The sequence below is a fragment of the Streptomyces sp. NBC_01334 genome, assembly GCF_035983595.1.
In the GTDB taxonomy this organism is placed as follows: domain Bacteria; phylum Actinomycetota; class Actinomycetes; order Streptomycetales; family Streptomycetaceae; genus Streptomyces; species Streptomyces coriariae.
Window position 1 is genome coordinate 2,258,488 of sequence record NZ_CP130718.1, and the last position, 11,965, is coordinate 2,270,452.

The 11,965-nt window shown below is 72.2% G+C and carries 9 protein-coding genes and 1 tRNA gene; 5 read left to right on the top strand and 5 right to left on the bottom strand.

The window, feature by feature from the left end; genetic code table 11:
* The first annotated feature begins 111 nt into the window (after window positions 1–111).
* Both OG736_RS10250 and OG736_RS10255 read left to right on the top strand, forming a co-directional pair.
* Entirely contained in the window at window positions 112–1,098 is a 987-nt protein-coding gene (locus OG736_RS10250; RefSeq protein WP_327182154.1) for an aldo/keto reductase, read from the top strand.
* Window positions 1,095–3,455, top strand: coding sequence for a helix-hairpin-helix domain-containing protein (locus OG736_RS10255; protein ID WP_327182155.1), 2,361 nt, complete (start codon window positions 1,095–1,097; stop codon window positions 3,453–3,455). Before OG736_RS10250 ends, OG736_RS10255 begins: the two co-directional genes overlap by 4 nt.
* Before the next feature lie 105 nt (window positions 3,456–3,560).
* On the opposite strand, the gene OG736_RS10260 is transcribed toward OG736_RS10255, so the two are convergent.
* Complete coding sequence (locus OG736_RS10260; RefSeq protein WP_327182156.1) at window positions 3,561–4,250, bottom strand: hypothetical protein; 690 nt, start codon at window positions 4,248–4,250, stop codon at window positions 3,561–3,563.
* Window positions 4,251–4,297: 47 nt separating this feature from the next.
* On the opposite strand from OG736_RS10260, the gene OG736_RS10265 reads away from it, so the two are divergent.
* A complete protein-coding gene (locus OG736_RS10265) occupies window positions 4,298–4,486 on the top strand; it encodes a DUF5703 family protein (RefSeq protein WP_005485166.1) in 189 nt (62 codons plus the stop codon).
* 69 nt (window positions 4,487–4,555) lie between these two features.
* On the opposite strand, the gene OG736_RS10270 is transcribed toward OG736_RS10265, so the two are convergent.
* The 3 genes from OG736_RS10270 to OG736_RS10280 all read right to left on the bottom strand — a co-directional run bounded on the left by OG736_RS10270 (window position 4,556) and on the right by OG736_RS10280 (window position 7,356).
* Entirely contained in the window at window positions 4,556–5,416 is an 861-nt protein-coding gene (locus tag OG736_RS10270; RefSeq protein WP_327182157.1) for a chaplin, read from the bottom strand.
* Window positions 5,417–5,604: 188 nt separating this feature from the next.
* A complete protein-coding gene (gene chpH, locus OG736_RS10275; protein ID WP_028806602.1) occupies window positions 5,605–5,838 on the bottom strand; it encodes a chaplin ChpH in 234 nt (77 codons plus the stop codon).
* A 189-nt stretch (window positions 5,839–6,027) separates the two neighbouring features.
* Window positions 6,028–7,356, bottom strand: coding sequence for a M20/M25/M40 family metallo-hydrolase (locus tag OG736_RS10280; RefSeq protein ID WP_267020744.1), 1,329 nt, complete (start codon window positions 7,354–7,356; stop codon window positions 6,028–6,030).
* A gap of 206 nt (window positions 7,357–7,562) precedes the next feature.
* On the opposite strand from OG736_RS10280, the gene OG736_RS10285 reads away from it, so the two are divergent.
* Window positions 7,563–7,647 (top strand) — tRNA-Leu (locus OG736_RS10285).
* 197 nt (window positions 7,648–7,844) lie between these two features.
* On the top strand, window positions 7,845–10,625 hold the full coding sequence (locus OG736_RS10290; protein WP_327182158.1) for a SpoIIE family protein phosphatase: 2,781 nt from the start codon (window positions 7,845–7,847) through the stop codon (window positions 10,623–10,625).
* A gap of 52 nt (window positions 10,626–10,677) precedes the next feature.
* Here OG736_RS10290 and OG736_RS10295 read toward each other — a convergent pair whose 3' ends face one another.
* Window positions 10,678–11,556 carry an ABC transporter substrate-binding protein gene (locus OG736_RS10295; RefSeq protein WP_327182159.1) on the bottom strand — a complete coding sequence of 293 codons (879 nt, stop codon included), beginning with the start codon at window positions 11,554–11,556 and terminating at the stop codon, window positions 10,678–10,680.
* Window positions 11,557–11,965: the final 409 nt, after the last annotated feature.

Genomic DNA, 11,965 nt, shown 5'->3' on the forward strand with positions numbered 1-11,965 from the left:
CGCGCCGATCGGAGCCGGGGTCCCGGCCTGCGGAACTCGGCTCCCCCTCCCGGAAATTCGGTTATCCACAGGCAACCCACTGCCCAGTTCTGGCCAGTAATCTCGGCGTCCATGGAGCAGAGGCATCTCGGCCGCACCGGCCTGCGCGTGTCCCGCATCGGGCTCGGCACCCTGACCTGGGGCCGCGACACCGACGAGCACGACGCCGCGGACGTCATGAAGACGTTCTGGGAGGCGGGCGGGACCCTCGTCGACACGGCCGACGTGTACGGCGACGGGGACGCCGAATATCTGCTCGGACGGCTGATGGAGGGCCTGATGCCGCGCCGGGACCTGATCATCTCGACCAAGGCGGGCAGCGTCCCCGACCCGGACCGCCGCTACGACGGCTCCCGGGGGCACCTCCTCGCCGCCCTGGACGCCTCGCTGGCCCGGCTGGGCACGGACCACGTCGACCTGTGGCAGGTGCACGCCTTCGACCCCGACACCCCGTTGGAGGAGACCCTCCAGGCCCTCGACATCGCTGTCACCAGCGGCCGCGCCAGGTACGCCGGGGTCTCCAACTTCTGCGGCTGGCAGCTCGCCAAGGCTGCCACCTGGCAGCTCTCCGCGCCGGGCACCCGGACCCGCCTCGCGGCGACACAGATGGAGTACTCGCTGCTGCAACGCGGCGTCGAGCGCGAGGTGCTGCCGGCCGCCCTGGATCTGGGCATCGGTCTGCTGCCGTCCTCTCCGCTGGGCCGCGGTGTCCTCACCGGCAAGTACCGGGGCGACGCCCTGCCGCCCGACTCGCGCGGCGCCTCGGACCACTTCGGGCTCTTCGTGGAGCCGTATCTCGACGACACCGCGAGCCGCATCGTGGACGCCGTCGCGACCGCCGCGGACGGGCTGGCGGTGACCCCGCTCCAGGTCGCCCTCGCCTGGGTCCGCGACCGTCCCGGCGTGGCCGCCCCGATCGTCGGCGCGCGCAACGCGCAGCAGCTCACGGCCGCATTGTCAGTGGAGGCCCTTAGTCTTCCTGACGAGATCTGCCGGGCTCTCGACGACGTGTCGGCGCCCGTGCACCGCTATCCCGATCACGACTGGAGCACGCTGTGAGCACGGAGTCGGTTCCCCCGGAGAGCACCGAGAACGCCGGAGCGGCGACGCCGGACGCCGCCGGGGAGCCCGGGACCCCGGACGACACCGCGACGGCGCAGCCCGAACCGGCGCCGGCCGACAGCGCTTCGACGAGCGACGACGACATCCCTCCCGCGCGCGACACGGAGGGCGGGAGCGAAAGCGAAGGCGAGGAGACACTCGCCGCAGACGCGAACACGGAAGCAGCGACAGCGACAGACGCAGAAGCGGGGACGGAAGCGGGCAAGGCCGAGGACGCCGCCGAAGCGGCCGCGCAGCTCTCCGAGGCGCAGGCCGAGCTCGCCGCGCAGAAGCTCGAGCGGGAGCGGATCGAGCGGCGCCGCGCCGAGAAGGCGGAGCCCATCGCCAGCGGGACCAAGCTGAGCGGGAAGGCCGCCGACCTGCTGGCGGCGGTGCGTGCGGTGGAGGGCGGGGCGAAGCCCCCGGCCACCGTGTTCGCCGAGCCGGCGCCCGCCCCGCGCCGCGCCGCCCCGGAGCCGGTACACCGGCCCCAGCCGGTGCCCCCCGTACCGGCGGCAGCCGCCTCACCGGCGCCGGCGGCGGAGGCCGTCGAGGGCGTGCGGCGCGTGCTGGCCGACGGCGGCGCACCCGAGACACTCGCGTCGCAGACCGCCGCCGCGCTCGGTGAGGGCGCCGACGATCTGCTGCGCGAGGACCCGTGGCAGCTGCTGCGCGTCCCCGGTGTGCGTCCCGAGCAGGCCGACGGGTTCGCGCGGGCGCTGCTCGGCCCGGCGTGCGCCCCCGACGACGAACGGCGCGGCCGCGCGGTGACGGTCTGGCTGCTGGAACAGGCCGCCCTGGCCGGGCACACCGCTCTGGAGTTGCCGACGCTCACCGCCGCACTCGGCCGGCAGGCCGTGCCGGACGCCGAGGCGGCCGTGCAGAGCGCGCTGGCCGAGGGCGAGGCCCTCGTCTTCCAGGACGCCCTGGACTCCGTGGACGCCGCCCGGTCCGGTCGGCCCGAGGAGCCCGCCGAGAACGGCGCGAGCGGCGGGGACGAGAGCGGGGAAGACGGCGAGGAGTCCCGGCCGGTCCGGGTCCTGGTGGGCCTGGAGCGGTACGCGCTGGCCGAGGAGAGCCTCGCCGACGCGCTGGCCCGGGTGGTCAACTCCCTGGCCAAGGAGGCCTCCGCGCAGTGGGAGTCGGTGACGGCCGGCGCGTCCGGCAGCACGGCCGAACTGCTGCGCGCCGTCGCCGGACACGGCCTGGTGCTGCACACCGGCGGCGAGGCCTCCCGGGCCGAACCGGCGGCGCTGCTCACCGCGGCCCGGATGCTGGGCCTGCGCGCGGTCGCGGCCTGCCACACACCGGACGGACGGCAGCGGTTCACGACGCTGCTCGGCGAGCGGGCAGAGGACGGCGCCGTCGTGACCGTCCCGGGACTGCTCGCCGGCACCGAGGGTCCCGGACGGGACGCCGACGGGGCCTTCGCCCTCGACCTGCTGGTCCTGCTCGACGCGCCGCAACTGGACGTGGAGAGCGCCGCGATGCTGGTGGAGTCGCTGCCGGACGGGGCGCGGCTGGTGCTCAGCGGTGATCCGGCGGTGCTGTGGTCGGCCGGCCCGGGCCGGGTCTTCGCCGACCTGCTCGCGGCGCGCGCGTGCCCACAGGTCGCCTCGCGCACACCCGACCCGGGGCCGATCGGCGAACTCGTCTCCGGCGTCGGCATCGGCGAGCTGAACCAGGTCGACGCGCCCGGCAAGGAGATCGTGATCGTGCCGGTGCGGGAGGCGGGCGAGGCCGTGCACCGGACCGTGCAGCTCGTCGCCGACTCGGTGCCGCGGGCCTTCGGGATCACCCCCGAGGAGACGGTGGCGATCACCCCGGGGCACGGCGGCGCGGCCGGCACGCGCGCGCTGAACGCCGCCCTCAAGGAACGGCTCAATCCCGGCCCCGGCCGGTTCGGCGGCTTCGACCCCGGCGACCGGATCGCCTACTCCCCCGCGCCCGGCCGTACGGTGCCCGGCCGGGTGGTGACGGCCGACGCGGAGGGGCTGCACCTGTCCTGCGCCGACGGCCCGGTGGTCGTGCCGAGGGAACGGGTGGAGCAGGCCGTACGGCACGGGTGGGCGCTGACCGCGCACCAGGCCGTGGGCAGCCGGTGGCCCGCGGCGGTCGTGGTCCTGCCCGGGGACGCCGGGCAGGCGCTGTCACGCCCCTGGGTGTACACGGCGTTCGGCCGGGGGGAGCGCCATCTGTCCGTGGTGCACGGCGTGGACCAGGCCCTGCCGAAGGCCGTCGCCGAGGTCCCGGCGAAGCCCCGCACGACCCGGCTTCCGGTGCTGTTGCGCACCCAGGTCCCGGCGGCCGAGTAGCGCGAACGGCGGTGGTCCCGAGGGTCTCCCCCTCGGGACCACCGCCGTCATGCAGACCCGAAGGCTTCCGCCGCCCGCTTTCCGCACGCCGCTGCCGACTGCCGGTCAGCGGCGGTCGGCGTCCAGCGGCTCCAGTTCCTCGTCCTCGATGTCGTCCACGAGTTCCTCGTCGTCGCCGTCGTCACCGTCGTCGAGTTCGTCGAACACCGAGCTCACGTCGAAGCGGCAGACCACCCGCCCGGGGTCGGCCTGCTCGAAGGGTGTCTCCAGCCACTCGCCCGGCTCGGCCGGTTCGTCGGCCGCCAGCACCCACAGCGTGGAGTCGCCCTCCTCCAGGCCGAACTCCTTGTGCCGGGAGGCGATCTCGTCCGCCTCGAACTCGCCGAACAGTATGCCCAGCGCCCCGTGCACCGTGTCCGAGACCGCGCCGCCCACTCCCTCGTCGTCCGCCGCCTCGATCCGCCGGGCCTGCGCCAGCAGCCGCTGTGGCTCCGCGACGGCGTAGTCGCGGCGGATCAGCACACTCAGCGCGTTCGGCTCCTCGGGACCCGCGTACGGCGGCAGGGAGTCCTCCGCGCCGGGGATCTCGAAGGGCGTGACCTCGTCATATCGGTCGTAGAGCAGTTCGTCGTAGACCTCGGCGGCCGCGGCCAGCTCGTTGAACGCCTCGTAGACAGCCGGGTCGTCCTCCCCCGTCCTGCGTTCGACCGCGGCCAGGTGGCGGTCGAGCGCGGTCTTGACCGCCTCGGCGGCGGCGCGTACCTCGGCAGCGGTGGGCTGCGCAGCATCAGACATAGTGCAGACGCTATCCGTACCGGACCCCAGACCGCACAATAGATGCGATGCCGGAATACGAATTTGTCGACGTCTACGTACCGCGCGGGGTCTCCCGCAAGGACGCGACCCGACTGCTGACGGACCATGCCGAGTACGGACACTGGGAGTTGGACCGCCTGAGCCTGCTGCGTGACGGCAGCCGCAGGGTGCGGTTGCGCCGGCGGATCATCCGCCAGGTGCGGGCCACGTGGTGAGGTGATCCCACGAATACGGAGCGGGCCCCGCCGAGGCGGGGCCCGCTCCGTCGTGGGCATCCCGGAGGCTCACGCGGAGGGGCGCGCCTTGCGGTAGAGCACCGCGCCCGCGAGCAGCGCGCCCACGCCGGCCGGCAGGGCGAGGCCCATCGGCAGCTCGCTGCCGGTGTGCGCGAGCTGTGCGGCGGGCCGGTGGACGGCGGAGGCGCCGGCCGGGGTCACGTGATCAGACGTGGACGGCACGCCGCCGGGTCGGGACGGGTTGGACTGTCCGTGCTCGCCCGGCTTGCCGGGGCCGTGCTCTCCGGGCTTGCCCGGCCTCTCGTGGCTGCGGGAGGGGGGCGTGTGGGGGCCGGTACCGCTGTCGTTGGCGCAGTCGTTGCCGAAGGACGGGTTGAGGATCCCGACGACGTCGATGCTGTTGCCGCACACGTTGACCGGCACGTCGATCGGCGCCTGGACCTGGTTGCCGGAGCCGACCCCGGGCGATCCGCCGGTGTGCCCGCTCGCGTGCGCGCCCCCGGAGCCCCCTTGCGTGCCGGAGCCGCCGTGGCCGCCGCCGTGGTTCCCGCCGTGGCCGCCACCGTGGTTCCCGCCGTGGCTTCCGCCCCGGCCGCCACCGCCGCCCTGGTGGTCGCCGTAGCCACCGCCCCGCTGGTCGCCGTAGCCGCCCGACCGCGCACCGCCGCCCTTGTTGGCGCAGGAGTTGCCGAAGGTCGGGTTGAGCGCCCCGACGACGTCGACGGTGTTGCCGCAGACGTTCACCGGAACGTTGACCGGCGCCTGCACGGAGTTGCCCGACAGCACGCCGGGCGAGTCCGTGGCGCCGCCGTTCGCACCGGAGTCGGCGTGGGCGTAGCCGCCCGCGGCGGCGATCACCCCCGTCGCCGCCGCCACGGTCATGAGGCTTTTGCGGGTGACCTGTCGCATTACTGAATCCCTGCTTTCGATCTTGCCATTCGTCCCGAATACGCTCGCATCATGGCAGCTGTTCGATTCATTTCGGGCTCTTCGACTTCTTCGGCTTTTCCTTCGGAAAAAGACCGGTCGGCCCCGGAGCGCATGGCGCGCGCTCCGGGGCCGACGGTGTGGACGGACGACCCCTCAGCGGGGCGACGTCACTTGTTGATGCAGGTGTTGCCGAAGGCGGGGTTCAGCAGCCCGATCACCGAGATCGTGTTGCCGCAGACGTTCACCGGGACGTGCACGGGCACCTGGATCACGTTGCCCGAGGCGACACCCGGGGAGTGCACGGCAGCACCCTGGGCACCGGCATCGGCAACAGCCAGACCCGCGCCCGCGAGAACCAGCCCACCAGTGGCAGCCGCAGCAGCGACGACCTTCTTGATCATTATTCCTCCTTGTTGGCAATGCGATCCCAAGCAGCGGATCGCCATCACCAGTAACGAGGGGGAATTAATGAGGCTACGCGCTTATCGGCGCATTCACTCTTCCCAGTCCCGCCCGCACAGGCGGCCGATTATCCTCACCCGTTCTCCGCCCGTTCTCCGCCCGGTGGATTCTCGTTTCACCGGGACATTTCAGGACGCGTCGATGAACCGGTCGAGCACGCGCACCCCGAACTGGAGCCCGTCCACCGGGACCCGCTCGTCCACGCCGTGGAACATCCCGGCGAAGTCGAGCTCCGGCGGCAGCTTCAGCGGGGCGAAGCCGAAGCCGCGGATACCGAGGTCGTCGAAGGACTTGGCGTCGGTGCCGCCGGACAGCATGTAGGGGATGGCCTTGGCGGTCGGGTCCTCGGCGAGCAGCGCGGACTGCATCGCCTCGACCAGCGGCCCGTCGAAGGAGGTCTCCAGCGCCTTGTCGGAGTGCACGTCCTCGCGGCGCACCTTCGGGCCGAGGATCCGGTCGAGGTCGCCGAGGAACTCGTCCTCGTGCCCCGGCAGGAACCGCCCGTCGACGTGCGCGGTGGCCTCGCCCGGGATGACGTTGACCTTGTAGCCGGCGCCCAGCTGGGTCGGGTTGGCGGTGTTGCTCAGCGTCGCGCCGATCAGCTTGGCGATCCCGCCCAGCCTGGCGAGGGTCGACTGCATGTCCTCGGGGTCCAGCTGGGTGCCGAGCGCGTCGCCGAGCTCGTCGAGGAAGGCACGGGTCGTCTTGGTGACCCGTACCGGGAAGGTGTGCCGACCGAGCCGCGCGACCGCCTCGGAGAGTTCGGTGATGGCGTTGTCCCGGTGGATCATCGAGCCGTGTCCGGCGGTGCCGGCCACGGTCAGCTTCATCCAGTGCATGCCCTTCTCGGCCGTCTGGATGAGGTAGAGCCGCCGCTCCTCGCTCACGGTGAACGAGAACCCGCCCACCTCGCTGATCGCCTCTGTGACGCCCTCGAACAGGTCGGGGTGGTTGTCGACGAGGTGGCGGGCGCCGTAGGTGCCGCCCGCCTCCTCGTCGGCGAGGAAGGCGAGCACGATGTCGCGGGGCGGCCTGCGCCCGGAGCGCAGCCGGTCGCGGACGACCGCCAGCGTCATCGCGTCCATGTCCTTCATGTCGACCGCGCCACGGCCCCACACGCACCCGTCGGCGACCTCGCCGGAGAAGGGGTGGTGGGTCCAGTCGACCGCGTTGGCCGGTACGACGTCGAGGTGGCCGTGGATGAGCAGCGCGGGCCTCGAGGAGTCCTCGCCCTCGATGCGGGCCACCGTGGAGGCGCGGCCCGGGTGCGACTCGAAGATCTTCGGCTCGAGTCCCACTTCGGCGAGCTTCTCGGCGACCCATTCGGCCGCCTTGCGTTCACCCGGGCCCGAGTGGTCGCCGTAGTTGCTGGTGTCGATCCGGATCAGCTCGCGGCAGAGGTCCACGACCTCGTCCTCGCCGGTGACGCTCCTGGCCGTGCCGTCGGTCGCGCTCACGCTGGTTCCTCCCGCTGTCACTGCTGGTGGGTCCCCTTCATCCTCCCTCTCCCCCGCTCCCCGCCCAAGGCCGGTCCCGGCCCGACACACGCCGTTCACGCGGGACGCGGCATCCGGCGGGGCGACCGGCTGTGATCGGGCACCCCGGAAAGCCTGGTAATGTTTACGACGTCGCCGCGGGGGAAACCCCGCACGACAGACACCTTGTCCGGGTGGCGGAATGGCAGACGCGCTAGCTTGAGGTGCTAGTGCCCTTTATCGGGCGTGGGGGTTCAAGTCCCCCCTCGGACACAGAGGCAGAATCAGCCGGGACGTTCACGAGATCGTCTTCGGAAGGTTCACGAATTGCCGGTGAGTCACATGACTCACCGGCAATTCTGCGTTCCTGGCGCCTTCGGACTCCCCGCTCGCTGCGGCACCGGCCCGACCGTGCCGGCCCGGGCCCGTCCTGGGCCGCGCCCGCCGGGCCGGTCACTGATACTGAGAAAATGGGCAAACTCGGGCAATATGTCCCAGCGAGCCGACGGGCCGACCGCGCGGCACCGAAGGGCGGGCCGCCGGAGGCCGGCCCGAAGGCCCGTCACCATTCGGCCGGTCGACGTCTGCTGTCGTGGCGGAAACCGCGCAGCGTCGCCGGTCAGGTCTTCCTGTTGCAACTGGTGGTCGTCCTCCTGCTCATCGCCACGGCCGTGGCGGTGCTCGTGCTCCAGGACCGCAACCGCGCGATCCAGGAAGCAGGCGACCGGTCGCTGGTGGCGGCCGAGTCGTTCGCGAACGCCCCGGGCACCGCGGAGGCGATGAAGAGCGACGACCCGACGGCGGCACTCCAGCCACACGCCGAGGCGGTGCGCAAGAGGACCGACGTCGACTACGTCGTGGCGCTGAGCCCCTACGGCTTCCGGTGGACCCACCCGGACCCGGACCAGATCGGGAAGCACGTCTCCACCTCCTACGGCCAGGCGCTCGAAGGCGAGCCCCACCAGACCACGTTCGACAGCAGTCTGGGGAAGGCGGTCGACTCGACGGTGGCCGTCTTCGACGAGAAGGGGACCGCGGTCGGCCTCGTCACCGTGGGAGTCACGGTGGACAAGGTGACCAGTGTGGTGCAGCACCAACTGCCGGTGATCTTCGCCGCCGGCGGCGTCGCACTGCTGCTGGCCGCGGGTGGGTCGGCACTGGTCAGCGGGCGTCTGCGGCGCCAGACCCGGGGCCTCGGGCCGGTGGAGATGACCCGCATGTACGAGCACCACGACGCGGTGCTGCACGCGGTCCGCGAAGGCGTGCTCATTCTGGACGGTGACGCCAGGCTGCTGCTGGTCAACGACGAGGCGCGCCGGCTGCTCGCACTGCCGCCGGAGGCCGAGGGCAGGCCGGTCACCGGACTCGGGCTGAGCCCGGCCCTGGCCGGACTGCTGGCATCGGGCCGGGCGGCCACGGACAAGGTCTTCCTGGCCGGGGACATCCTGCTCGCGGTCAGCGTGCGGCAGGTGGGCTCGCAGGGGGGCAGCGTGGCCACCCTGCGGGACACCACGGAGCTGCGCGCCCTCGCGGGCCGGGCGGACGTGGCGGGCGGGCGCCTGCAACTGCTCTACGAGGCCAGCACGCGGATCGGTACCACCCTCGACATGAAGCGCACCGCCGAGGAACTGACCGAGGTGGCGGTCCCGCGCTTCGCGGACTTCGCCACCGTCGAGTTGCTGGAGCCCGTGCTGCAAGGGGGTGAACCGACGGGGGCAAGCAGGGAAATGCGCCGTATCGCAACCGAGGGCATCCGGGACGACGTGCCCCTTTACCCCGTCGGGCGGCGTATGCACTACACACCCGGCAACCCCGTGGCCATCGGTATGACCACCGGCCGGCCGATCCTGGTGGCGGACCTCTCCAGGGCCGACGGATGGCGGGTCCAGAACCCGGAGCGGGCCCGGAAGGTCATCGAATTCGGTATCCACTCCATGATCTCGGTGCCGCTCCAGGCCCGAGGCCAATTGCTGGGCGTCGTGGAGTTCTGGCGATCGGAGCAGGACCCCTTCGAGCCGGACGACCTGTCCCCCGCCGAGGAACTCGCCGCCCGGGCGGCCGTGTGCATCGACAACGCGCGGCGGTACACCCGCGAGCACACCACGGCCGTCACCCTCCAGCGCAGCCTGCTGCCCGGGGCACTCCCCGAGCTGTCCGCCCTGGAGGTCGGGCACCGGTACCTGCCCGCCCAGGCGGGGGTGGGCGGCGACTGGTACGACGTCATCCCGCTGCCGGGGGCCCGGGTGGCCCTGGTGGTCGGCGACGTCGTCGGACACGGTCTGCACGCCGCCGCGACGATGGGTCGCCTGAGGACCGCGGTGCACAACTTCGCCGCCCTGGACCTGCCTCCGGACGAGCTTCTCGCGCACCTCGACGACCTGATCACCCGGATCGACCAGGACGCGGCGGCCGAGGGCAACACCGAGGCCGTCACCGGTGCCACCTGCCTGTACGCGGTCTACGATCCGGTCTCCGGGCGGTGTGTTCTCGCCCGGGCCGGCCATCCCGGTCCGGCGCTGGTCTCGCCCGACGGCTCCGTGACCTTCCCCGACATCCCCGTCGCCCCGCCGCTCGGCGTGGGAGGAGGTCTGCCGGTCGAGACGGCCGTGCTCCGGCTGGCAGCCGACAGCCGGCTGGTCCTCTACACCGACGGCCTGGTCGAGGCCCGCGGCCGTGACATCGACACCGGGCTCGGCATGCTGAGGCAGGCGCTCGCCCATACGGACGGCGCCACCCCGGACGACACCTGCCGGGCGGTGCTCGACGCGATGCTGCGCACCAGGTCGAGTGACGATGTCGCCCTGCTCGTCGCACGCACCCGGCTGCTCGACCCGGAACAGGTCCAGGAGTGGGAGGTGCCCGACGACCCCGCTGCCGTCCCCCGGATCCGCGCCGAGGCCACCCGCAGGCTGGAATCCTGGGGGCTCGGCGAGGCCGCGTTCACGACCGAGCTGATCCTCAGCGAACTCGTGACGAACGCCATCCGGTACGGAGCCAGCCCCATCAGCCTGCGGCTGCTGCGCGACCGCGACAGTCTGATCTGCGAGGTCGCCGACGGCACCAGCACCTCCCCGCACCTGCGCCGCGCGGCCTTCACCGACGAGGGGGGTCGTGGTCTGTTCCTCGTCGCGCAGATGTCCCGCCGCTGGGGGACCCGGTACACCGACCGAGGCAAGATCATCTGGGCTGAGCAGGCACTCGACGCCGGAGCCGCCGGGGACCTGAGCGGTCTCCTGATGGCGGACCTGTGAAGCGGGACGGCAACCGGGCCGCCGCTCCGCTCGGAGTGGGCGCCCGCAGTGTTCAGGAGCCGTCGCCGACCGTGAAGTACGGGATCTTGGCCGGGTCCTGGCCGAAAGCGGCCCCGAGATACACGGCCGACAGCTTGGTGAGCGTTCCGTCGTCGATCAGCTGCCTGATGATCCGGTCCAGCTCGTCCTTGTCGGGTGACCCCTTCGGGTAGAGGGCGCCGTAACCCTGGTCGGTCCTGTACTGGCCCACGAGACGCACCTTGCCCTCCCGCTTCTGGGGATACGCCAGCAGAATCGTCGTGTCGTGGACGACCGCGTCGATTCGCCCCTCCTCCAGCGCCGTGACCATCTCCGGGTCGTTGGGGAAGGCGGTGACGGGCTTGGTCGGCTCGAGGCGCTTCTTGACGAACTCCTCGCCCGTGGTGCCCTCGGCCACTCCGATGCGGACGTCACGGATGTCGGCTTCGCCGATCTTCTCGTCGTCCCTGATCAGCACTCCCAGGGTCGAGGAGAGGTACGGCGGGGAGAACTCGGCCACCTTGCTCCGTTCCGGGGTGATCGTGATCTGCGCCAGGGCCAGGTCGAAGTCCTCGGTCCGGCCGGACACGACCTCCGGAAAGGGGGCGTTCTCGACCTTCACCCGGTCAAGTCCGGATCGATAGGCGATGTTGGCGGCCATGCAGTACTCGTAGCCGCTCTTGATGGAGTCCGGCGTGTCGCCGTTCCACCAGCCGGGCGCGGGCAGGGTCGTTTTGACCGTGAGGGCGCCCGCCGTCTCGGGTGACAGGTGAAACTCCCCGTAATGTCCCGAGATCGGGCAGTCGCCGTAGCGGACATTCGGCGACTGCGACCCTCCCTGATCACAAGCCGATGTCGCGACGAGGAGCGCCACGCCGACAGCCAGGGAGCCGATCGCTGCCGCGGCGCGCATCATTGCACCTCCGGTAGGGGCATACTCCTCGGTTCACCATAAATCACCACAGACCATACGACTGCCGGAGCCACATGGGAGGACTCCGGGGCGCGGGTCGGGTCACCCGCCTTCCTGCGGTGCCGGAGCGGCCGGCCGGAAGCGCGAGCCATGCCCCCCGCCGTGCCGCGTCCCGGTCGTGCCGCGCCCGGCGTGATCAGCCGGCAGCTGCCGGAAGGGGCCACGGAGCAGGTCGCCCACGGACGTGACTCCTCGGCGCTCCGCGACGAGGTCGCCGCCGACACCGGGCGCGCGCACCCCTCGAGCACGGCGCCGACCGCGCTCGATGTGCTCGGCGTCGCTGCGGCGCGCAGGGCACGGTGTGCGTCGTCGGATCCGGCGCCGGTCCCGGTCCCGGGGGATCGCCCGT